Origin of the sequence: Pseudorhizobium halotolerans (genome assembly GCF_902153235.2) — a bacterium.
Classification (GTDB): Bacteria; Pseudomonadota; Alphaproteobacteria; order Rhizobiales; family Rhizobiaceae; genus Neorhizobium; species Neorhizobium flavum.
This window is the reverse complement of the sequence record NZ_CABFWE030000005.1, coordinates 561,195-583,161: the sequence shown is the minus strand read 5'-3', so window position 1 is coordinate 583,161 and position 21,967 is coordinate 561,195. Positions and strand designations below refer to the sequence as shown.

Here is a 21,967-nt window from a genome sequence, read left to right as displayed (position 1 = left end):
ACTCCGGTAAGATGGACACTTTTTAGCGCGGCGCTGCGAAAGCGCTGCGATGGTGAATGGTATATTAACTTGGGACCGGGGCCGCAACCCGAAAAAATGGCGGAAGCAAGGCAAACCCACAACCCTGCCATTCGCGACGCGCATGCCTTTCGAACATGCCGCCTCGATATAGGAGATACGTCCGCCTGCGTCAGCCTCGTTTCGGCCGCAAGGGTTAACGTCTCCCGCCTCTTGCCCGCCAGCCACTGCTGGAGCATATCGGTCCGAGGGACGCAGCAGGAAACCACATGACGACCGCTGACTATCTGGCTCTTGGCCTCTTTCTTTTTCTCTGGCTGGGCTACTCCTGGATCAGTGCGGGCTCGGGTACGCGCTATCTTCCCCGCACCAGCCTGAACCAGGCGATGGCCGAACGTCGCCGCGAGTGGATCTACAATTCCCTCCAGCGCGACTTGAAGATGATCGATACGCAGATCATGGCGGGACTCCAGAATGGCACTGCCTTCTTTGCCTCGACATCGATCTTTGCAATCGGCGGCTGCTTCGCCCTGCTCGGCGCGACAGACCAGGTGGATGCGGTGTTCCGTGAACTGCCCTTCGTGGCCTATGGTGGCCGCACCGTCTTCGAACTCAAGGTAACCGGCCTCACCGCGATGTTCGGCTTCGCCTTCTTCAAGTTCGGCTGGTCCTACCGCCTCTTCAACTACTGCACCATTCTCTTCGGAGCGCTGCCGATGATGGATGAGACCGCCAGGGATCTGCAACACGCTCGCCGGGTTGCGGATCAGGTGGTTCGCATGAACACGATCGCGGCGAGGCACTTCAATTCCGGCCTGCGGACGATTTTCCTGTCGATCGGCTATCTCGGTTGGTTCGTAGGGCCCTATATGTTCATGCTCACCACGGCGTTCGTCATCTTCGTGCTGACGCGACGCCAGTTCTTTTCAGAGGCACGGCGCGCCATCATGGACTCACAGACTCCATAGCCGCCGCGACGAGAAAGAGCCGCCTTGACCCTTGCCGAGAACACGCCGCGGTTTCGACCGCGCATCACACTGATCGATACGCTGCGTGGCGCCGCCCTCGTCGCGATGGCCTCCTATCACTTCACCTGGGACCTCGAGTTCTTCGGTTATGTCGAGCCAGGCACGGCCACGAGCGGCTGGTGGAAGCTCTATGCGCGATCCATCGCCAGCTCGTTTCTGTTCTTGGCCGGAGTCAGCCTCGTCCTGGCCCACTATCCGGCCATCCGCTGGAACTCCTTCTGGAAGCGGTTCGGCATGGTCGCCGGCGCTGCCGCCGCAATCAGTATCGCGACGTTCTTTGCCACGCCGAATGAATGGATTTTCTTCGGCATCCTGCACAGTATCGCCCTTGGAAGCCTGATCGGCCTGGCGTTCCTCAGGGCGCCTCCGCTGCTGACCGCCGGTGTAGCGGGATTGATCGTGCTCACGCTCGTCATCGACAGTCAGATGCCCGGGACGGTGCGCTCCAGCCTGTTCGACCCAAGATTCCTGGCGTGGACAGGGTTGAGCGCGGCCCCTCCCCGTTCCAATGATTTTGTGCCGCTGTTTCCGTGGCTCGCCGCCCTGCTTTCGGGCATGGCCGTGGCGCGGATTGCGATGACGTGGAACTGGCTCGAGCCGTTGAGTAGGGTGCAGACGCGGCCCAATCTTCTGTCCCTGGCGGGTCGCCACAGCCTGCTGGTCTACCTCGTCCACCAACCGGTGCTGATCGCGATCGTCTATCTGTTCTCGACCGTCAATCCGCCTTCGCCAGTCGATCCCGTCCAGGCATATCGGGCAAGCTGCGAGCGAGGCTGTCTGTCAGAAGGAAATGATCCGGGATTATGCGTCCGGTTCTGCGCCTGCACCGCGGATTCGCTGGTGGCTCAATCGCTGCTCGAGCCGGTCCAGAACGGAACCATTGTTGCTCAGGCTGACGAGCGTGTTCAGGCGATTGCGCAGGAATGCGCCATTCGCAGCCAGTAGGCTCAGGTGCTGACGCCGATCTCGGCAAGACGCGTCAGACAGGCCTCTTCGGCATTGTCCAGTTCCTCGAGGGTCTCGTCGATGTCCTTGCGCTTCTGGCGAAGTTCGTCGCGCTTCTCGTCTATGCGCTTCATCATCAGCTTCAACTGGCCAAGCTCGCCGGGCGGTTCCTTGTAGACCTTGATGATCTCGCGGATCTCATTAATCGTGAAACCGATCCTGCGGCCCCGCAGGATCTCCTGGAGGAGGCGTCGATCCGCCGCCCGGAACAGTCGTGTCCGTCCCCGTCGCTCGGGATGCAGCAGCCCCTCGTCTTCGTAAAACCGGAGCGTGCGGGTGGAGACGCCAAATTCCCGCGTCAGTTCGGTGATCGAATAATATTTGTTCACGGTCATGTCCTGTTCCTGACCGCGAGATTATTTGACTTTTACGTAACAGTCAATTTTGCCCCGTCAAACCGCCGCGAACCACCAGGTCGCAAGGCCGAGGAAGGCGAAGAAACCGATCACGTCCGTGACGGCGGTGACAAACACCGCCGAGGACACGGCCGGGTCTGCGCCGATTCGATCAAGCACCAGGGGAATCATGATGCCGGCCAGCGCGGCGGCGATCATGTTGATCAGCATGGCTGCGGCGATGATCCCGCCGATGTTGGCGTCCTGGAACCAGAGCCCCGCCACGACGCCGATCAGGAGACCAAAGAGGACACCGTTCAACAGCCCGACCCCCGCCTCGCGACGAATGATGCGCGCGGCATTGTGAATGTCGATGCTCCGGGTCGCGAGCGCCCTCACCGTCACGGTCATCGTCTGGGAACCGGCATTCCCGCCCATGCCGGCAACGATCGGCATGAGGACGGCAAGCGCGACGATCTTCTCGATAGTGGCGTCGAAGATGCCGATGACCGAGGCGGCAAGGAAGGCGGTCACCAGATTGACCGCCAACCATGGGACGCGGGAACGGGAGGTTTCGGCGAGCGAGTCGGACAGCTCTTCGTCACCGACGCCGCCGAGGCGCATGAAGTCCTCCTCCGCCTCCTCCTGGATGACGTCCACGACGTCGTCAATCGTCAACACGCCCACCAGCCGGCCATTGTCGTCGACGACGGCCGCGGAGAGAAGGTCGTATTGCTCGAAGATCTGCGCCGCCTCTTCCTGGTCCATCTCGGCCGGAATGGGGTAGTTGGTTTCCCGCATGATGCTCTCGATGCGGACCTGTCGCTTCGTGCGCAGGATGCGGTCGAGATCAACGATGCCGAGCAGCTTGAAGGTGGGATCGATGACGAAGATCTGCGTGAACGACTCGGGCAGTTCGTCCTCTTCGCGCATGTAGTCGATCGTCTGCCCGACGGTCCAGAACGGCGGCACGGCGACGAACTCGGTCTGCATCCGCCGCCCGGCCGATTGCTCCGGATAGTCGAGCGCGCGCCGCAGCCTGACCCGCTCCGTGAACGGCAGTTGCGCGAGGATTTCCTCGCGATCGTCCTTATCGAGGTCCTCGAGGATGTAGACGGCATCGTCGGAATCGAGTTCGCCAATCGCTGCTGCGATCTGTGCGTTCGGCATCTGCTCGACGATCTCGAGGCGGATGGCCTCGTCGACCTCGGTCAGCGCCGTCAGGTCGAAATCCGCACCGAGCAGCCGGACGAGGGCGCCGCGTTGCTCCGGCTGGATCGCTTCGAGGAGGTCGCCGAGTTCCGATTCGTGCAGCCGCGCCACGTGCTGGCGCAGGAAGAGGATGTCGCGGTCGGCAATTGCTGCACCGACAAGCGCAAGAAAATCGGCACGGACCGAACCGTTTTCCGCATATATGTCGTCCGCGGGCTCTTCCGAGCGGGTGCGGGTGCGGTCTTCGTCCTCGGTATCGATCATTCGCCGCCCCTGCTTGCCTGTGCCGCCAAGAGAATGGCGGGCAGGCCATGGAAGTCAATGATGTGGTGGATCAGCGGCGAGCGCCGCTTCCTCCGTGCTAGACGAATCGCATCCCATGGTCCAGCGGGGCCGCAGGCTCTGATTTCTTCAGGCCGGAGACAACGAGAGAAGAAGCATTTAGCGAGGCAAGACATGACCCTCCGTCCCATCCTCAGATATCCGGACCCGATGCTGTCTGCGGTCTGCGAACCGGTCGTGGATTTCGGTGCCGGTCTCCGGCAACTGGCTGAGGATCTCCTTGACACGATGCGGGCAGCACCCGGGGTCGGCATCACCGCCGCCCATGTCGGGATCCTGCAGCGGGTCGTCGTTCTCGAACTGCCGGACTGGCAGGCGCCGCGGACATACGTAAACCCACAAATCCTCAGTTCATCCGCAGGGACCATGCGTCACGACGAAGGCAGCGTCTCAATGCCGGGCTTCGTCGAAGAGGTGGAGCGGTCGTCGTCGATTTCGTGCCGCTACCAGGACCTCGCGGGAGACTGGCACGAGGAAGAGGCCGAGGGCTTTCAGGCGATCTGTCTCCAGCACGAGATCGACCAGCTGAAGCGGATCTTCTGGCTGAAGCGCCTCTCGCGCCTGAAGCGGGAGCGGTTAATCCGCAGATGGCAGAAGCAGGGTGGCCGCTGATCTCCACGAACCATTCTTCGCGCCGGGCGTTAGGTGCTCGATGAATGCGAAAGGAGATCCCGATGGCGATCAAGCGCAATGCCGACAACATTACCCGTGAAGAGGACTTCCGCGATTACGACACACGCAACATCGACGATGGCTGGCCCTATGCCGATGCTGCCGGTGCCGCAACCCGGCCGGTCGACAACGCCGCCTATGGCGATCCCAATGCCAACTTCGACCGGGAGCGCAATCGCGGCTATCACGTGGACAGCGTCGACGCGGACGGCCTGGAGGAACAGAGCCCGGACAACGTGCTGCCCGGCACTGACGGCTTCGAGCTTTCCGATGACATCGAGGAACGTGTGACGGAAGCCCTCGATGATCTCGGTGACGTGCCGATGGAGAGCATCGACGTCCATGCCGAAAACGGCGTCGTCACCATCGAGGGAGTTGTGGATGATCGCTCTATGGCCTCACGGGTCGGTCGGACAGCCCAAACGATCAGGGGAGTAAGCCGCGTCGTCAATAATCTTCGCCTCGCCGGCGTCGACACGCACATCCCCACGGACGACTGATCAGTTCTCCTGCACCGTGATGAACATGGCGGGGCTTTGCCTCAAGGTATTGCTCACGGTGCAGATTTCCTCCGCCCGTTTCACAATCTGCGCAAGCTGGGCGGGGTCAAAATTACCTTTTACGGTGAGTTCGCAGAAGATTTCCCCAATTCGACCGGGTCCATCCTCGGCCTTATCTCCGGCCACTTGGACCGTGACCACCTCAAGCCGATCCAGAAGCCGCAACTCGCTGGCCGCAATCCGCGCGCTGATGGCAAGACAGCTCGCCAGAGACGAATAGAGAAGATCTATCGGTGTGAAACCTGGGTCGAGACCGGCCGGGGCAACGTCAATTGTCTTGCCGCCGCCGCTCGTGACAACTGGACGACCTGTTCGGCCGAGCCTTGCGGTTGCACTGGCTGCGCGCCGCTGCGGATGGAGTTCTACCATCGCCCAACCTCTCCGGTTTAGAAAACCGACTGCCTAGACAGCAAAAAACCCGCCGGAGCGGGTTTTAATGGTGCGGTCGAGAAGACTCGAACTTCCACGGGTTGCCCCACAGCGACCTCAACGCTGCGCGTCTACCAATTCCGCCACGACCGCATCGTGGTAGGCCGACTTGCGCCGGCGGGGCAGCATGTAGCAAAACGATCTGAACGGCACAAGGGCGCCGTGACAGAATTTTGAATGATATAAATCGGCCGCGAAAATCCCTATATGCAGGGCCGCGTCATCCCGCCGGATTGCCGATGTGGCGGCGGTCTGGCAAACGGACCTAGAACGAGGACCAACCATGCTCGCGCGCACCGAACTAGACCACTCCATGCATCCTCTGCCGGGCTCGCCGCCGGTGCGCTGGCGCATCTCCGACGGCCTCGTCCCTTACGAAGAAGCAGTGGCGACGATGGAAGCGGAGGTGGCGGCGATTGCCGACGGCCGGGCCGACGAACTCGTCTGGCTGCTCGAGCACCCACCGCTCTACACGGCCGGCACCAGTGCCGATGCCTCCGACCTTATCGATCCCGATCGCTTTCCCGTCTTTGCTACCGGGCGGGGGGGAGAATATACCTATCACGGTCCGGGCCAGCGGGTCGCCTATGTGATGCTGGACCTGAAACGCCGCCGCCAGGACGTGCGGGCCTATGTGGCAGCCCTGGAGGAAACCGTTATCCGCACCCTCGAATCGATGAATGTCCGGGGCGAGCGGCGCGAGGACCGCGTTGGCGTCTGGGTTCGCCGGCCCGACAAGCCGCGCCTGCCCGACGGTTCAGTGACGGAAGACAAGATCGCGGCACTCGGAATCAGGCTTCGGCGCTGGGTGAGCTTTCATGGGCTGTCGCTGAACGTCGACCCGGATCTGACACACTTCTCCGGGATCGTGCCCTGCGGAATCAGCGCCTATGGCGTCACCAGCCTCGTTGATCTCGGTTTGCCTGTCATGATGACGGATGTCGACATGCGGCTGCGCGAGGCATTCGAGGATGTGTTCGGCCAGACCGCCTCGGCATAGCAACCGTTCCGACCCGACTGACATCAAGCGCGGACAGGGACCACCAGAGGGTCCCCTCTCCCCACCAGTGTCTCGAATTGGTACGTCGATCAAATCGTAAGGATCACTCGCATGCGGCGTTAAGAGCGTCCGTTGGCAGTCCGTCAAGACGTGAAGCTTATTCCTTCCATCCCAGTTTCATGATGAAACGGAGATGAAAGATGAGCGACCTGCGCTTTTCTTTTCCGGCATGTGTCATCGCCGGAAAGGGTGAGATAACGCCCGACGATGTCGGGCTGATGCGCCACCACATGTGGCCTGATGGAATCACCAGTCGTTATCAGGCCAGCATGGCCCTTGCGTTACACGACTGCTGCACAACCCACTGCCCGGAATGGACGGCCTATCTGGTCGAGGCGATCGCCGAATTCGTCGTCTGGCGCGATTCGGCCGACGGAGATGTGACGGGCGAGACCGCCGGCTGGCTGCTGGAGAAGGTTGCCTCCGCTGGCGCGGTTCATTCGCCCGCAGGGCTGGAAATCATCCTTCACGTCCTGGACATCGCGCGCAACGTCCCGGGTTTTCTCTCCGCCGCGGCACTGAACCAGCTGCGCCTCGCCCTGCTGCCGGAACCGCGCGGTGCATATGCCCGGCGGCGTTTGGACAGCCGCGGCGTGACCAAGGCCGACCTCGCCTATCTTTGGCGCATCCTGCGGAGCGCCGTTGATCGCGGCTCCATACGGCTTGCGCGCGCGGAGCAGTTGATCCTCGGACAGATAGACATGCTGGCCGATGAGGCGGAGAATCATTCAGGATGGCGCGATGTCATGTTGCTCACAGAGATCGCCTCCCGCTCCGACGACATCAGGGCTACGGAGTGGCTTCTGCTGGATGAAGATATTCCCGTCACGGAACACGCGGCAGCCTGAAGCCGTCCGCCCACCTATCGAGCAGATGGAACGACAGGGCTTCTCTTGAGAGATCAGCTGCCGCATGCGACAGTCCGGCGGATTCGAAAAGATGGAGAAAGACCATGGACGTTCGCGCCGCCGTTGCCGTTCAAGCCGGCAAGCCGTTGGAGATCATGACGGTTCAGCTCGAGGGGCCTCGGGCGGGCGAGGTGCTGGTGGAGGTGAAGGCGACCGGCATCTGCCATACCGACGACTTCACGCTGTCGGGCGCCGACCCCGAGGGGCTGTTTCCGGCGATCCTCGGGCACGAGGGTGCAGGCGTGGTGGTCGACGTCGGCCCGGGTGTCACCTCGGTCAAGAAGGGCGATCACGTCATCCCGCTCTACACCCCCGAATGCCGCGAATGCCCCTCCTGCCTCTCGCGCAAGACGAACCTGTGCACCGCCATCCGCTCCACCCAGGGCCAGGGCGTCATGCCGGACGGCACATCGCGCTTTTCCATCAACGGCGAGAAGCTGCACCACTACATGGGCTGCTCGACCTTCGCCAACTACACCGTCCTGCCGGAAATCGCCGTCGCCAAGGTCAATCCCGACGCTCCCTTCGACAAGATCTGCTATATCGGCTGCGGCGTGACGACCGGCATCGGCGCCGTGATCAACACCGCCAAGGTGGAGATCGGTTCGACCGCGATCGTCTTCGGGCTTGGTGGCATAGGCCTGAACGTCATCCAGGGCCTGCGCCTTGCCGGCGCCGACATGATCATCGGCGTCGACCTCAACAACGACAAGAAGGAGTGGGGCGAGCGCTTCGGCATGACCCATTTCGTCAACCCGAAGGAGGTGGGCGACGACATCGTCCCTCACCTCGTCAACATGACGAAGCGCGGCGCCGACCAGATCGGCGGTGCCGACTACACCTTCGACTGCACCGGCAATACGAAGGTCATGCGCCAGGCGCTGGAGGCCTCGCATCGCGGCTGGGGCAAGTCGGTCATCATCGGGGTGGCCGGTGCCGGCCAGGAGATCTCCACCCGACCCTTCCAGCTCGTCACCGGCCGTACCTGGATGGGCACGGCCTTCGGTGGCGCGCGCGGGCGCACCGACGTGCCGAAGATCGTCGACTGGTACATGGAGGGCAAGATCGAGATCGACCCGATGATCACCCACACCATGGGGCTGGAAGACATCAACAAGGGCTTCGAGCTCATGCATGGCGGACAGAGCATCAGGAGCGTCGTCGTCTATTGATGCCCGCGAGATGCTTGCATTCGCCCATCGCTGGAATATCATTTGATATGTTCCAACCAACGGGGGAGTGGCATGTACAGGTTCGAGGTCTACAAGGACAAGAAAGGCGAGTTCCGATTCCGGTTCAAAGCATCCAACGGCGAGACGATGTTCCTGTCGGAAGGTTACAAGGCCAAGGCTTCGGCGCTCTCCGCCATCGAATCCATCAAGAGGAACGCGCCAGGCGCAAGTACTGTCGACGAGACAGCTACGGCAACGGCCTGAACCGAAGGTACGGCATCGGCGGGAACACGGAGTGGGTTCGGTCGGTTCTTCCGGCCCGAAGCCCAAGGATTGAGCTGTGATTTACGTCGATGCCGATGCCTGCCCCGTGAAGCCGGAGATCCTCAAGGTCGCCGAACGGCACGGGCTGGAGGTGACGCTCGTGGCGAATTCCGGTATTCGCCCTTCGCGCGATCCGATGGTGACTAATGTCATCGTATCGGGCGCCTTCGACGCTGCTGACGACTGGATAGCCGAGCGGGCGGGAAGCGGCGACATCGTGGTTACGGCCGACGTGCCGCTCGCCGGACGCTGCGTCGGCAACGGCGCCCTTGTCACCGGTCCCACGGGCCGCATCTTTGACCAGACGAACATCGGCATGGCGACGGCCATGCGCGATCTCGGCCAGCATCTGAGAGAGACCGGCGAGAGCAAGGGCTACAATGCCGCCTTCAGCCCACGGGATCGATCGCAGTTCCTGGAAACCCTCGACCGGCTCTGCCGCCGTGCCAAGACCTACGCGCCACCTGGAGATCAACCATGAAAGTCATTTCCCAGAACACGGCCTTCGACGGCATGCAGGGCGTCTACGCCCATGAGTCCGACGCGTGCAAATGCGAGATGACCTTCGCGGTCTTCGTGCCGCCGCAGGCGATCAGCGAGCCTCGCCCCGTCCTTTGGTACCTGTCCGGCCTCACCTGCACCCATGCCAATGTCATGGAAAAGGGCGAATACCGCCGCCTCGCCTCGGAACTCGGCCTCATCATCGTCTGCCCGGACACCAGCCCGCGCGGCAATGACGTGCCGGACGAACTGACCAACTGGCAGATGGGAAAGGGCGCCGGTTTCTATCTCGACGCCACCGAGAAGCCTTGGGCCGAGCACTACCAGATGTACAGCTACATCACGGAGGAACTGCCCTCTCTGATCAGCCAGCACTTCCGCGCCGACATGAGCCGGCAGGGGATCTTCGGACACTCAATGGGTGGGCACGGAGCGATGACGATCGCGCTCAAGAACCCTGATCGCTTCAAGAGCTGCTCCGCCTTCGCCCCGATCGTGCAACCTTCGACGGCCGACTGGTCCGCCCCGGCGCTCGAAAAATATCTCGGAGCCGACCGGAGCGCATGGCGCCGATATGATGCCTGCGCCCTCGTGGAGGATGGTGCCCGCTTTCCCGAATTCCTGATCGACCAGGGCAAGGCGGACAGTTTCCTGGAGGACGGGCTGCGTCCCTGGCTGTTCGAAGACGCCATCAAGGGAACGGACATCGCCCTGACGCTGCGCATGCATGAACGCTATGACCACTCCTATTACTTCATTTCGACGTTCATGGATGATCACCTCACGTGGCACGCAAAGAGGCTGGGCTGTCTCTAGGCATGGCTCCCATGCCGTACGGGCGGTTGCCGCCACCCGCGAAGGTCACCATATATCGAGCAGGCAGACGACTGCCGCCGGGCTGGCCCGGTCATCTCCGCGGGGACGGCCTCGCTCCTTCAAACGGAGTAAGGCAATGGCCTGGATACTTCTGACACTTGCTGGACTTTTCGAGATCGGCTGGGCGATCGGCCTCAAATATACCGAAGGCTTCACCCGGCCACTCCCCACGCTTCTCACCCTCGCTGCCATGGTGGTGTCGGTGGTGCTCCTTGGACTTGCCATCCGCTCCCTTCCCGTCGGCACCGCCTATGCCGTCTGGACCGGCATCGGGACCGTCGGCACCGTCATTCTCGGCATCGTCCTGTTTGCGGAACCTGCCTCGGCGCTTCGCCTGGGCTGCATCGCCATGATCATTGCAGGAATCGTCGGGCTGAAGGTCGCGTCCGGCTAGGGGGCGGCAAAGAGCGCCGTCGCAAGTGTGACCGGCCCTTCACGAGTCAGGCGAAACTCGCTCGCGATGCGAGCCGCGATCTTCTCCGCCAGCAGCAGTTCAAGGGATTCACGCCGGAGGGAGAAGACGGACGTGGTGAACGTCCCCTCGGCAATCGCCTCTCCGTTCGCAACCGCGACTGCTTCGACCGTGATTGTCGCCTCGCGCCTTCCGCCAAGCAAGGCCGGGACCGCTTTGTGGTGTTCGACGCGAATCGCCAGGATGGTGCGGGGGAGAACGCGGCCGCGGATTGTTGTCAGGATCGCGTCGTTCATCAGCCTGTCCGTCTCCGTCACCAGCAGCGCCGGGACATCTTCCCTCGCCGTCACGAAGGCCGCCCGCACGTCGTAGAGCAGCGCCTCGCGCTCGGCCGCCGCCGGCTGCAGCCGGAACGACATCAGCAGCGGCAGGGTCACCAGAAGAATGCAGAGCGCAAGTGGGCGGACAGACATGGATGATCCCGGGAAAACTCCCCGGATCATCCGTGGCCGTAGTTAGCGAAGGCTTAAGCCGGCTGCCGAAGGCTCTTGAAGGCTGCTACAGACGCGCTGAATTCTTCATGGCGCCGCTCGCGACGCAGCCTGGCCTCCGCATCGACGCCCCAGTGCTCTTCCGTCCAGTCCTCGTCGAGATGGGCGAGCGACCAGGCCTCTTCTGGGGAAAGACGACCTTCTGCGAAGGCGAGGGCAATTATCGCAGAGCCGGTCAGGGTGGTCACCGTATGGAGACAGGCGAGTTCGATCGGCGAGTCGTACTTTCGCAGCGTGACCGCGAACGCACTGGTCGCTTCGCGTGGCTGCTCCTGCGGCATGACACCCTCGATCAGGATGAAGCGTGCTCCGAGCTCGCTGGCCGCCCAGTCGATCAGCGGATCCCAGCGCTCGCATTGCCGCGCCACCAACTCCTCTGGAGCATCGGCGCGGTAGCACAGAAGGTCGCTGGCCGAAAAACGCAGGATATCCTCAAAAACCGCCTGCGGATCGAGTGCCACACCGTCAATCGCGGTATTCACCAATTTCGTGACCGGCATGGTCTGCGGATCAACCGACTCGCCCTGTGCGTCCCATTCGGCCCGCATCAGTTCGGCAAGCCCTGCAGTGGGTGCGGTCAGCGGGTTCTTCGCCGGCGTCCGCACCGGCCGGCCGTCGAGCAGAATCGCATAGCCACCCTCATCCTCGCCGACGGACACCTGCTTGTAGAAGCGCTTCGGCAAGGGCCGCTTCATCTGGATCTGCGCACGCCGGGTCGGATCCGGATGGCTCGTCTCTTCAAGATCTTTAAACTCGTCTCGCATCAGAAACCTCAGCCGATATGCGCCAGCAACTCGCTCGGGTGGTCAACGACCGCATCTGCTCCGGCGTTCCAGAGATCCTCGACGGACGCGTAGCCCCAGGAGACCCCGATCGCCGTCGCACCGGCCGTTTTCGCCATCTGCATGTCGTAGACGGCATCACCGATGACAATCGTCACGCTCGGTACCATCCCCGTCTCGTCGCAGCATTCCGTCACCATTGCGGGATGCGGCTTTGAGGGGCAGTCGTCTGCCGTTCGGGATACGACGAAGTACTTGCCGAACCCGTGCGTCTCCATGATGAGATCCAGTCCGCGGCGAGACTTGCCCGTGACGGCCCCGATGAGCAGATCGTCTCGCGGCCCGATCTTATCGACCAACTCCCGGATGCCCGGGAACAACGGTTCGCGGAAATCAAGGTCCCGTCGCACCTCGGAAAACAGCGACTTGTAATAGGCCATCATCGCCACTTCCTCGTCGCCCGCATGCGGGCGCCCCAGCATGCGTGCAATGGCAATATCGAGAGTCAGGCCGATGATCGCCTTCGTCGCCTCCACCTTCGGCTCCGGCTTGTCGAAATGCAGGAAGGTTCGACGCATCGTCTCGTGGATCAGCGACACGCTGTCGACCAGAGTGCCGTCGCAGTCAAAGAGGATGAGTTTCATTCGTCGGCACTCCTGCCGCTCTCCAGGTCGAAGCCGAGCAGGTTCCAGCTCTGGACCATGTGCGGCGGCAGCGGCGCCGTCACCTTCAGGCGGCCACCAGAGGGATGCGGGATGTCGATATGACGGGCATGCAGATGCAGCCGCTTCTGGATGCCGCCGGGGAACGCCCAGTTGATGTCGTCATCGAAATATTTCGGATCGCCGATGATCGGGTGCCCGATATGCAGGGCATGGACGCGCAACTGGTGCGTTCTGCCGGTGTAGGGCTCCATCTCCAGCCAGGCCATGGTCTGTGCGGCCGTTTCCAGAACGCGGTAGAAGGAAACCGCATGGTCGGCGCCGGCCTCCCCGTGCTTGGCGATGCGCATCCGATCGCCGTCCGGCGTCTGCTCCTTGACGAGCCAGGTCGAAATCTTGTCCTCGTGCTTGCGCGGCACGCCCTTCACCAGCGACCAATAGGTCTTCTTCGTGTCGCGCTCGCGAAACGCCGCCGTCAGCTTCTGAGCGGCCCCGCGGGTGCGGGCAATCACCAGCACGCCGGACGTGTCACGATCCAGGCGATGGACGAGGCGCGGCTTCTCCCCCTTCGGACTGATCCAGGCATCCAGCATCTGATCGATGTGACGCGTGACGCCGGAACCACCCTGGACCGCCAACCCCGCCGGCTTGTTGAGGACGATCACCTTGTCATCCTCGTGCAACACCATGCGCTGCAACAGCTCGTAGTCGCTGGAATGCTTCAGATCCTTGCCGGCGATGGGCCCGGCCTTCTTCGTATCGACATCCAGCGGGGGGACCCGCACCGTCTGCCCGGGCTGGACACGGGCGTCGGATTTCACCCGCCCCCCATCGACACGCACCTGGCCCGAGCGCAGCAGTTTCTGCAGCGCGCCAAAGCCGAGACCGGGATAATGGACCTTGAACCAACGGTCCAGGCGCATGCCCGCTTCGTCCGCCTCAACGCGGATGTGCTCGATGCCTGCCATGATGTTCTTTCGTTCTTCTTCGGTTTGACCGGTCTTTAGAACATCGACCGACCAAGCGCCAGCCCGCCCATCACCGCCGCCAGCGAGATCCCGACGCTGCCGAGGATATAGGCGACGGCCGCTCCCGTCGCACCGCGCTCGAAAAGTACGAGGACATCAAGCGAGAAGGCGGAAAAGGTGGTGAAGCCGCCAAGGAAGCCCGTCACGAGCAACAGCCGCATCTCCAAGGAGGCGTCCAGCTTTCGGGCGACCAGTTCGGCCAGGAGACCGATGGCAAAAGAGCCCAACACGTTCACGATCAGGGTGCCCCACGGAAACGACGGGCCCAGCAGGCGAAGGCTCCAGTGTCCGACCAGGTAGCGGAGAACGGAGCCGGTGGCGCCGCCAGCGGCGACGAGAAGCAGATGCAGCATCAACAGGCGATCCGAAAAAGGACAGAAAAACGAGCAATGATTAAAACCCTAACGAATTCCTTAACAGGGAACCAAGCCGCCCCCCGTTAGATTCTAGGCTGGAGCAGTGGATAAACTCACATGACCCTGGTTGTTTCAGTCTCGGCGAACACGGCGGCTTACGCAGCAGATGCGTTGAAGCCTGCGCGCCGTCTGTCGGCCAAGGACGAGGCCCAGGACGCCAGGGTGATCGCTGATCGGGGAAATCTCCGTGCCAAGACGGGTGACGCAACGGTCGACCAGCTCATCCCAGCCTCCACTGTCGATTTCGATTTGCTCGCTCCCAATTATCGCATGGGTCAGCAGGCAACACTTACGCAGGTCCAGGCCGCTTATCGCAGCCTCGAGGACTGAGGCTCCGCCCGATCGCTCAATTCAGATACTGGCGCCGCCCGCAGATCGCCGAGGCGTTGACAGTTGCTGCTTACAGTTGATGCGCCTTGGGCGGTCCACCCCAAGGCTCGCCGGTCACATGACGCGCAGCGACCACTCGACGATCTCCGCGCCGACCTTGGCGAATGCCCGGTCAAGAGCGGCGATGAAGTCTCGGTTTTCTGATCCCGACACCGGCACGCTTCCCGCAAAGACCTGCTGAGCCCGTACGGTGCCGTTGCGATCGTTGAGGATCTTCACCGAGATCTCGACCTTCGCCACATCGGTGCCGCTGGTATCGACTTCGAAGGTGCGGATATCGGTGACGATCTGGTAGTCGATGGCAAGGCCCTGCCCCGGCTTGCCGACGCCGCCCAGCCGGCCGCTGTTCTCGAAGGCTTCCACCAGCTTGGACTGGACCATACGTGGCAGACGATCGCCCCATTGCGACTTCGCAAGGTACTGGATCTCTGCCTGGGAGACACGAACCACCACCTGCTCGCTGTCCAGCGATTTCAGCGCCGTCGGCTCGGGAACAAGGATCTGGCGCCCGCGCGCCGCCGGGCCCGTGCTTGCCGGGGTGATCGAAAGGTCGAAGGTGTCATTGCTGGCCTTCGATCCGCAGCCGGCGGCGAGAAGCGCCACCAGTGGCAGGACCGCCCAATGCTTCCAGGTCATGCGAACTCTGCTCCTATCGACGCGTCCTGCCGTCATATTGCTTCACCGTTTCCCCGCCGAAGATGATCCTCTGCGGGTTCTCGTCGAAATTGCTGATGGTATCGTTCAGGCTGCGGACTGTCCGTCTGGTGTCATCCACCAGGGTCTGGATATCGCGCAAACCCGAGGCGGAGAACCGCTGGAGGTTGTCGGCAATCGGCCCCACCCGCGCGTTGATGTTGTCCGCAACAGTGCGGAACGACTCGAGCGTGCGCCGCGCCTCGGCGAACAGTGATTCTGAATCGTCGCTCGTCAGGAGGCCATCCACCTTGGTGAGGATACCATCGACCCGGTTCGACGCATTGTTGAGCTTCTGGGCAAGATCGGTGAAATCGCCGATCGCCCGGTCGATATCCTCCCGGCGGGCGGCGACATCATCGACGATGCCGCGGGCGGACGAGATCGCCGTTCTAGCATCCTCGCTGGCGGCGGTGATGTTGTTGACGGCGGTGCCGATGTTCTGCGTGTCGATCGCCGCCATCAGTTGGTCCGCGCGTCTCAGAACCGACTGGGCATCCTCGGTGGCGCGCTGGAAACCGGACGCGGCTTCACGGACGCTCTGGGCGATCTCATCAAGATTGTCCGATGCGTCGGCGATATTCCGCGTGGTCCGCTCGGCGTTCGAGACGACCTGATTGACCTTCTCCGCATCGACGGCTCGCACCAGTTCCTCCGCCGCCTCAAGCGTCGAGTCCAGCCGCTCGGAAACGCGGTTGAATGTGCCCGAAAGTGTCGACATGCTGCCCAGGAACTCGTCGATCGCACCGGAATTGTTGCTGAGCGAGGCGGTGAATGTCTCCGCGTTTCGGATCGTCTGGGTGAGCGGTCCGCGAGAATCGGCGACGAAACCCTGGATGTCGCCGATCGCCTGGTTCGCCCGGTCGAGGATCTTGTCGGCGGTCGCGAGCAGATTGGTCACGCTCGACTGATCGGCGATGAGGACGGCCGGACGCTCGGTCTCCATCGCCTTCTGCAGGATGTTCTCCTCGCCCTTGTTGCCGCCTGATAGCTCGATGTAGGCAGCCCCCGTGAGGCCCTGCACTTCGAGAACCGCGCGTGTCGAGGGGTAGACCGGCGCGTCGGCGCGGACTTCCGTGAAGGCGATGGAATACTGGGGATCGTCCGGATCGATCGAAAGGTTGCGCACCGAGCCGACCGGGATGCCGTTGAAGCGGACCGGCGAGCCTACCGACAAGCCGTTCGCGGAGCCGGGAATGCGGATAGCCAACTCGGCCATCGGCCCGCCGCGCCCCGATTGCGCCATCCAGTAGACAAATCCGAAGGCGGCGGCGATCACCAGAAGGGTGAAGAACCCGACGATCGCATAGTTGGCTTTGGTTTCCATGACCTCAGATCACTTCTTTTCTGGATGCGCCGAAGGTGCGTCCGGTCTCACGACCGAGCGAGCACGCTTGCCGCGGAAGTAGGATTGAACCCACGGATCGTCGAATGCGAACATGTCCTCCAGCGTCCCTTCCACCAATACCCGCTTCTGTCCGAGGACTGCAATACGGTCGCACACGGAAAAAAGGCTGTCGAGATCATGGGTTACCATGTAGACGGTGAGGCCGAGCGTATCGCGCAGCCGGGCAATCAGCATGTCGAAATCCGCGGCCCCGATCGGATCGAGGCCTGACGTGGGCTCGTCCAGGAAAACGAGATCCGGATCAAGCGCCAGCGCCCGCGCCAATGCTGCTCTCTTGATCATGCCACCGGAGAGTTCGGACGGATATTTGTCGGCGGCGTCCGGAGCAAGCCCCACCATCTCGATCTTCAGGTAGGCGAGCTCATCCATCAGCGCCTGCGGCAGGTCGAGGTATTCGCGCATCGGCAACTGGATGTTTTCCTTGACCGTCAGCGAGGAGAACAGGGCGCCATGCTGGAAAAGCACGCCAAGCCGCGTGTCGAGGGCCATCCGCTGCTGCTCGTCGGCCTTGTCGTAGTCCGTTCCGAGGATTTCTATGCTGCCCGAGCGGCGCGGCAGAAGCCGCAGGACGGTGCGCATCAGCACGGACTTGCCCGTCCCGGAGGCTCCGACGAACCCCAGGATCTCGCCGCGATAGATGTCGAGGTTCAGGTTGTCGAGCACGATGTTGGAGCCGAAGCCGACGGTCACGTCGCGGACAGACAGTACCACCTGCCTGCCGTGTCGATCCTGTTGCTGCAAATCCGTTTCCCTCACTCCGCCGCTCCTAGAAGTCGATCGCGGAGTAGAAGATCGCGAAGAAGGCATCCATGACGATCACCGCGAAGATCGACTTCACCACCGACGCGGTGACGTGGCGGCCGAGCGACTCGGCGCTGCCCCCTACCTTCATGCCTTCGACGGCGGCGACGATCCCGATCGCCAGCGCCATGAACGGCGCCTTGATCATGCCAGACGCCACCGAGGTATGGTCGATCGCCTCGTGCAGGCGCGACAGGAAGGTGTCGAACGTGATGCCCGAGTAGGTGAACGCGACCACCGCGGCGCCGTACAACGCAGAGAAATTCGCGATGATCGTCAGCAGCGGCAGCACGATCGTCAGCGCGACCAGGCGGGGAAAGATCAGGACGCCGACGGGGTTGAGCCCGATGACCGTCAGCGCATCGATCTCCTCGCGCATCTTCATCGAGCCGATTTCGGCGGTGATCGCGCTGCCGGAGCGGCCCGCGATCATGATCGCCGTGAGAAGCACGCCGATCTCGCGCAGTTGCAGGATTCCCACAAGGTCGACGACAAAGATCTCTGCACCGAAATAACGTAGCTGGAAGGCGCCCTGCTGCGCGATGATGGCACCGATCAGGAACGACATCAGCATGATGATCGGCACCGCTCGGACGCCCATGTGGTCGATCTGGTTGACGACAGATGCAGGGGAAACGCCGCCACCGCGACCAAGCTTCATCTGAGCACCCCGGACCGCTGATCCGAGGATGTGCATGGCGGCTACCGCGTCGCCGGCCAGTTCGCTCACGAGCTTGCCAATCGGCGCAAAGATGCGTTCGAAGAGAGAGGCGCGCGGACCGGGTGATGCAGTTGGCGCCGGAGCCTTTTCAGGCAGGACTGCAATCAGTTCGTCGATGGCACCGTGCGCCCCCGACAGCGAGACCTCGCGTCCCTGCTCCTGCTTGGCACTGATGAGGCGACGGATCAGCCAGGCGCCGGCGGTATCGATCGCCTGTACGCCGGAAACGTCGATATCCACCCTTCCGCGCCCGGATGCCTTCTCGAGCCGCTCAAGCGTGCCGAGCACATCGGAGATGCTGTGGTTGCGCCAGTCACCTCGCGCCACGAATCGCTCGCCATCACCCCCGGGCATCGCTTCGGCTGCCATCTCGGCGATGCTGATTTCGAGGGACTGGGGCGGCACTGGCTTCTTTCGTCAATTGGCGCGGCAATGCCGATGACAGGTTGATCGGGTGAGACGAGCGGCAATATAACGTGGCCGTCTGGAAATACCACTTATGGGACGTTCAAAAGCATGCGCCGTAACCTTGAGGCCACAATAGAAGCCTTCCCGATTGCCGGCCTCTTCACGATCTCCCGCGGATCCAAGACCGAAGCCGAGGTCATCACCTGCTCGATCTCGGCCGACGGCTTGTCCGGCCGGGGCGAATGCGTCCCTTACCGGCGCTACGGCGAGACGGTAGAGCAGGTCCTCGCTGACATCCTTGCGGTCAGGCCCGCGATCGCTGCGGGCGCGAACCGAATCGAGATCCAGTCGCTGATGAAGCCTGGCGCGGCGCGCAACGCCGTCGATTGCGCACTTTGGGACCTGGAGGCCAAGCTGACTGGAACCCCGGTCGCCGAAAGGCTCGGCGTCGTGCCGCATCCGATCACGACGGCCTTCACGCTGTCGCTCGCCGAACCGGATGCCATGGCCGCGGCGGCTGCGCACAACGGCCAGCGGCCTCTGCTCAAGGTCAAGCTGGGGACGACTGACGACACGTCCCGGATGCGGGCGGTGCGGGAGGCGGCACCGGCATGCCGCATCATCGTCGATGCCAACGAGGGATGGACGGAGCAGAACCTCGAGGAGCATCTCCACGTCGCCCGGGAGATGCAAATCGACCTGATCGAACAACCCCTGCCTGCTGGAGAAGATGCGTTGCTGGCACGGACCCAAAGGCTGGTGCCCATCTGTGCCGACGAGAGCGTCCACGCCACCGCGGACCTTGTCGGCCTTCGCGACCGATACGATGCGGTGAACATCAAGCTCGACAAGACCGGGGGACTGACCGAGGCGCTGCACATGAAGGCGGAAGCCAGGCGGCTCGGTCTTGGGATCATGGTTGGCTGCATGGTCGGTACGTCGCTTGCAATGGCGCCGGCGGCACTGCTGGCGCAGGACGTCGACTATGCCGATCTCGACGGTCCGCTTCTGCTGGCCCGCGACCGGCAACCCGGTCTTGACTACGAAGGGTCGACGCTCTTTCCGCCGCCCTCGGCACTCTGGGGCTGAAGGCGCGCCGCCAACGCAAGCAGCAACAGGCCGAGCGCAGCGGTCAGGGACATCGCCGGGTAACTCGACACTCCATAGCTGCGGTAAAGGGCGCCGGAGAGAAATGTAGCCAGCGCGAGGAAGGCGCCATTGTAGAAGAAATAGGTTCCCTGCATCGACGATTCCTGCTCCTCGCGGACGATCTCGACCAGCTTCTGCTGAACACCGATATGCAGGAAGGTGAACGTGAAGGCGTGCGCCGACTGCAAAAGCAGATACGCCCAGAAACCGAGGGGCATTGGGAAGATCGCCCATCTGGCCACTGCGACAGCGCAGCCCAGGCGCATCATGGTCCAGGGCGACAGGTGCCTTGCAATGAAGGCGGACGCGAAGAAAACTGCGATCTCGGCAATCACTGCCGCGCTCCAGAGGATGCCGATCTCCATGCCATCGAAGCCGACCTGCTGCCAGTGGATGGCGCCGAAGGCATAGAACATGGCGTGGCTTGCCTGCGCCACGGAGGCACCGATCATCAGCATGTGCAGGTCGAGCCGTCCCATCGCTCCGAGGCGCCAATTGCGCAGGCCCGCAGAAGGGCGCCGCTTCCGGCCGATCCGGGGAGCAGCAAAGGCGGCCGCGATTGTCATCGCAAAGGCAAGGCAGGCGACGGTCGGAAGGACTCCTCCGCCCCAGATGCCGATGAGTTGCCCCATCAGCAGGCTCATGGCGACAAACCCGACCGATCCCCATACCCGCAGAGCCCCATACTGGAACCCCCAGCGCCGCACGCCGCTCACCGCAATCGAATCGACCACCGGGACATAGGCGGCGAAGAAGGCCGCCTGGAGAGCATAGACGATGAGGACGGGCCAGAACCCGGTGACGGCAAACAGGGCAAGCGCCGTCATGAAGGAGAGCATGCCTGACCACATCAGTACCTTCGACCGTTCCTGGAGGCGGTCGGCAATGGCACCAACGATCGGAGCCGTGACGATGCGGACAATCATCGGGATCGCGAGGATCATGCCGATCTCGAACTCGCTGAACCTCAGCGTGTCGAGCCACACCGGAAAATACGGGAGGATGATGCCGTTGACGCCGATCGGCGCCGCGAATGCGAGCGCGCAGCGCAGTTGGAAGTGCCGAGGCGGCGGCTCGGTCGCAGTGCCAGTGATCACGGGAGCAACAGGGAATCAGGTCCGGGATCACGACCGTAGCACGCGGCCGCGTTCGAGCCTGTGGCAGAAAGGCAATGCCCGACCAGAATGTCGCAAGCGTCAGGCGGCCTTCATGTCGTTGAGGATTTCCGCCGGTACGGGCGAAGGCGCCGGGACGGTTTCGAGCCCGTGCCACTCGATCATCTCCATGGTCCCGTCCCGGTGCTCGGCGACGGCCGTACAGCTTTCCACCCAGTCGCCGGTGTTGATGTAATGAATGCCGTCAATGTCCTCCATCACCGCATGATGGATGTGGCCGCAGATCACACCGTCGACATTGTTGCGCCGCGCCTCGTCCGCCACCACGCGCTGGAACTCGCCGATGAAGTTGACGGCCTGCTTGACCTGCAGCTTTGCCCAGGCAGAAAAGGACCAGTAGGGCATGCCGAGCCGCCGGCGGATGGCGGACAGGCCGATGTTGATCACGATCGCCGCATCATAGGCCCAGTCCCCGAGATAGGCGAGAAGCCGCGCATTGCGGACCACCACGTCGAACTCGTCGCCATGCAGCACCAGGTAGCGCTTTCCATCGCCCGCCTCGTGGATCAAACGCTCGGCCACCTCGATGCCGCCGAAATGGCTGCCGGGGAAGTCGCGCAGGAACTCGTCGTGATTGCCGGGGATGTAGACAATCCGCGTTCCCTTGCGGGCCTTGCGGAGCAGCTTCTGCACCACATCGTTGCACCCCTGCGGCCAGTGCCAACTCCGCTTCAGGCGCCAACCGTCGACGATGTCACCGACCAGGATGATCGTATCGGCCTCATGGTGGCGAAGGAAGTCGAGGAGCAGATCGGTACGTGCCGCCTTGGAGCCGAGGTGGACGTCCGAAAGAAAGATGGTGCGGAAATGCCTTGCATTCGCCATCGCGGTCGATGTCCCCTGTCGTTGCGATCCGTGGCTCGCCCCTCAAAACCAGACTCGTGTTTCAGGAACATGACACCTCCCCGCGCCATCTCGCCCTCCTCCCT

The 21,967-nt window shown here is 62.7% G+C and carries 27 protein-coding genes and 1 tRNA gene; 13 read left to right on the top strand and 15 right to left on the bottom strand.

The window, feature by feature from the left end; genetic code table 11:
- Positions 1-287 precede the first annotated feature (287 nt).
- Together FN060_RS07785 and FN060_RS07780 are read left to right on the top strand one after the other, a co-directional pair.
- On the top strand, positions 288-986 hold the full coding sequence (locus FN060_RS07785; protein WP_142587565.1) for a DUF599 domain-containing protein: 699 nt from the start codon (positions 288-290) through the stop codon (positions 984-986).
- A gap of 24 nt (positions 987-1,010) precedes the next feature.
- Positions 1,011-1,991, top strand: a complete 981-nt coding sequence (locus FN060_RS07780) for a heparan-alpha-glucosaminide N-acetyltransferase (RefSeq protein WP_244665720.1) — start codon at positions 1,011-1,013, stop codon at positions 1,989-1,991.
- Between the two features lie 2 nt (positions 1,992-1,993).
- On the opposite strand, the gene FN060_RS07775 is transcribed toward FN060_RS07780, so the two are convergent.
- Both FN060_RS07775 and mgtE read right to left on the bottom strand, forming a co-directional pair.
- Positions 1,994-2,386 (bottom strand): MerR family transcriptional regulator, encoded by a 393-nt coding sequence (locus FN060_RS07775; RefSeq protein ID WP_052638337.1) that lies wholly within the window; start codon positions 2,384-2,386, stop codon positions 1,994-1,996.
- A gap of 57 nt (positions 2,387-2,443) precedes the next feature.
- Positions 2,444-3,862, bottom strand: a complete 1,419-nt coding sequence (gene mgtE / locus FN060_RS07770) for a magnesium transporter (protein ID WP_142587564.1) — start codon at positions 3,860-3,862, stop codon at positions 2,444-2,446.
- 192 nt (positions 3,863-4,054) lie between these two features.
- On the opposite strand from mgtE, the gene FN060_RS07765 reads away from it, so the two are divergent.
- Together FN060_RS07765 and FN060_RS07760 are read left to right on the top strand one after the other, a co-directional pair.
- Positions 4,055-4,552 carry a peptide deformylase gene (locus FN060_RS07765; RefSeq protein ID WP_142587563.1) on the top strand — a complete coding sequence of 166 codons (498 nt, stop codon included), beginning with the start codon at positions 4,055-4,057 and terminating at the stop codon, positions 4,550-4,552.
- 62 nt (positions 4,553-4,614) lie between these two features.
- Positions 4,615-5,112: a BON domain-containing protein gene (locus tag FN060_RS07760; protein ID WP_142587562.1), complete on the top strand. Its 498-nt coding sequence runs from the start codon at positions 4,615-4,617 to the stop codon at positions 5,110-5,112.
- Here FN060_RS07760 and FN060_RS07755 read toward each other — a convergent pair whose 3' ends face one another.
- Both FN060_RS07755 and FN060_RS07750 read right to left on the bottom strand, forming a co-directional pair.
- The gene (locus FN060_RS07755) at positions 5,113-5,541 is read right to left on the bottom strand and encodes an OsmC family protein (protein WP_142587561.1); all 429 of its coding nucleotides are present in this window, start codon (positions 5,539-5,541) and stop codon (positions 5,113-5,115) included.
- A gap of 68 nt (positions 5,542-5,609) precedes the next feature.
- A tRNA-Leu gene (locus tag FN060_RS07750) sits at positions 5,610-5,694 on the bottom strand.
- A gap of 190 nt (positions 5,695-5,884) precedes the next feature.
- On the opposite strand from FN060_RS07750, the gene lipB reads away from it, so the two are divergent.
- From lipB to sugE, 7 genes are all read left to right on the top strand, one after another.
- Positions 5,885-6,601: a lipoyl(octanoyl) transferase LipB gene (gene lipB, locus FN060_RS07745; protein ID WP_077546024.1), complete on the top strand. Its 717-nt coding sequence runs from the start codon at positions 5,885-5,887 to the stop codon at positions 6,599-6,601.
- Between the two features lie 200 nt (positions 6,602-6,801).
- A complete protein-coding gene (locus tag FN060_RS07740; protein WP_077546025.1) occupies positions 6,802-7,509 on the top strand; it encodes a hypothetical protein in 708 nt (235 codons plus the stop codon).
- 104 nt (positions 7,510-7,613) lie between these two features.
- Entirely contained in the window at positions 7,614-8,741 is a 1,128-nt protein-coding gene (locus FN060_RS07735) for an S-(hydroxymethyl)glutathione dehydrogenase/class III alcohol dehydrogenase (RefSeq protein WP_142587560.1), read from the top strand.
- Between the two features lie 72 nt (positions 8,742-8,813).
- A complete protein-coding gene (locus tag FN060_RS07730; RefSeq protein ID WP_142587559.1) occupies positions 8,814-9,005 on the top strand; it encodes a YegP family protein in 192 nt (63 codons plus the stop codon).
- 76 nt (positions 9,006-9,081) lie between these two features.
- Positions 9,082-9,546 carry a YaiI/YqxD family protein gene (locus FN060_RS07725; RefSeq protein WP_142587558.1) on the top strand — a complete coding sequence of 155 codons (465 nt, stop codon included), beginning with the start codon at positions 9,082-9,084 and terminating at the stop codon, positions 9,544-9,546.
- A complete protein-coding gene (gene fghA, locus FN060_RS07720) occupies positions 9,543-10,382 on the top strand; it encodes an S-formylglutathione hydrolase (protein ID WP_142587557.1) in 840 nt (279 codons plus the stop codon). Before FN060_RS07725 ends, fghA begins: the two co-directional genes overlap by 4 nt.
- A 136-nt stretch (positions 10,383-10,518) precedes the next feature.
- Positions 10,519-10,836, top strand: coding sequence for a quaternary ammonium compound efflux SMR transporter SugE (gene sugE / locus FN060_RS07715; protein ID WP_142587556.1), 318 nt, complete (start codon positions 10,519-10,521; stop codon positions 10,834-10,836).
- Here sugE and FN060_RS07710 read toward each other — a convergent pair.
- From FN060_RS07710 to crcB, 5 genes are read right to left on the bottom strand one after another with little or no spacing between them, the layout of a single operon-like run.
- On the bottom strand, positions 10,833-11,327 hold the full coding sequence (locus tag FN060_RS07710) for a hypothetical protein (RefSeq protein WP_244665719.1): 495 nt from the start codon (positions 11,325-11,327) through the stop codon (positions 10,833-10,835). The two genes, sugE and FN060_RS07710, sit on opposite strands and share 4 nt — an antisense overlap.
- 53 nt (positions 11,328-11,380) lie before the next feature.
- Positions 11,381-12,169, bottom strand: a complete 789-nt coding sequence (locus FN060_RS07705; protein WP_142587555.1) for an ATP12 family chaperone protein — start codon at positions 12,167-12,169, stop codon at positions 11,381-11,383.
- An 8-nt stretch (positions 12,170-12,177) separates the two neighbouring features.
- Complete coding sequence (locus FN060_RS07700; RefSeq protein ID WP_142587554.1) at positions 12,178-12,831, bottom strand: HAD family hydrolase; 654 nt, start codon at positions 12,829-12,831, stop codon at positions 12,178-12,180.
- Positions 12,828-13,817, bottom strand: coding sequence for an RluA family pseudouridine synthase (locus FN060_RS07695; RefSeq protein ID WP_142587553.1), 990 nt, complete (start codon positions 13,815-13,817; stop codon positions 12,828-12,830). Before FN060_RS07695 ends, FN060_RS07700 begins: the two co-directional genes overlap by 4 nt.
- Positions 13,818-13,852: 35 nt before the next feature.
- Entirely contained in the window at positions 13,853-14,230 is a 378-nt protein-coding gene (gene crcB / locus FN060_RS07690) for a fluoride efflux transporter CrcB (RefSeq protein WP_142587552.1), read from the bottom strand.
- A gap of 120 nt (positions 14,231-14,350) precedes the next feature.
- Here crcB and FN060_RS07685 point away from each other — a divergent pair, with 120 nt between their 5' ends.
- On the top strand, positions 14,351-14,623 hold the full coding sequence (locus tag FN060_RS07685; RefSeq protein WP_142587551.1) for a hypothetical protein: 273 nt from the start codon (positions 14,351-14,353) through the stop codon (positions 14,621-14,623).
- A 114-nt stretch (positions 14,624-14,737) separates the two neighbouring features.
- Here the strand turns inward: FN060_RS07685 and FN060_RS07680 are convergent, their stop codons facing one another.
- The 4 genes from FN060_RS07680 to FN060_RS07665 are packed head-to-tail and all read right to left on the bottom strand — an operon-like array spanning position 14,738 to position 18,675.
- A complete protein-coding gene (locus FN060_RS07680) occupies positions 14,738-15,319 on the bottom strand; it encodes an ABC-type transport auxiliary lipoprotein family protein (RefSeq protein ID WP_142587550.1) in 582 nt (193 codons plus the stop codon).
- Between the two features lie 13 nt (positions 15,320-15,332).
- A complete protein-coding gene (locus FN060_RS07675; RefSeq protein WP_142587549.1) occupies positions 15,333-16,703 on the bottom strand; it encodes an MlaD family protein in 1,371 nt (456 codons plus the stop codon).
- A 9-nt stretch (positions 16,704-16,712) separates the two neighbouring features.
- A complete protein-coding gene (locus tag FN060_RS07670; RefSeq protein ID WP_244665718.1) occupies positions 16,713-17,540 on the bottom strand; it encodes an ABC transporter ATP-binding protein in 828 nt (275 codons plus the stop codon).
- Positions 17,541-17,550: 10 nt separating this feature from the next.
- The gene (locus FN060_RS07665; protein ID WP_244665779.1) at positions 17,551-18,675 is read right to left on the bottom strand and encodes an ABC transporter permease; all 1,125 of its coding nucleotides are present in this window, start codon (positions 18,673-18,675) and stop codon (positions 17,551-17,553) included.
- A gap of 147 nt (positions 18,676-18,822) precedes the next feature.
- On the opposite strand from FN060_RS07665, the gene dgcA reads away from it, so the two are divergent.
- A complete protein-coding gene (gene dgcA / locus FN060_RS07660) occupies positions 18,823-19,803 on the top strand; it encodes an N-acetyl-D-Glu racemase DgcA (protein WP_142587547.1) in 981 nt (326 codons plus the stop codon).
- On the opposite strand, the gene FN060_RS07655 is transcribed toward dgcA, so the two are convergent.
- Positions 19,755-20,960: an MFS transporter gene (locus tag FN060_RS07655; RefSeq protein WP_142587546.1), complete on the bottom strand. Its 1,206-nt coding sequence runs from the start codon at positions 20,958-20,960 to the stop codon at positions 19,755-19,757. The genes dgcA and FN060_RS07655 overlap by 49 nt on opposite strands.
- Positions 20,961-21,059: 99 nt before the next feature.
- Entirely contained in the window at positions 21,060-21,863 is an 804-nt protein-coding gene (locus tag FN060_RS07650) for a UDP-2,3-diacylglucosamine diphosphatase (protein ID WP_142587545.1), read from the bottom strand.
- Between the last annotated feature and the right edge of the window lie 104 nt (positions 21,864-21,967).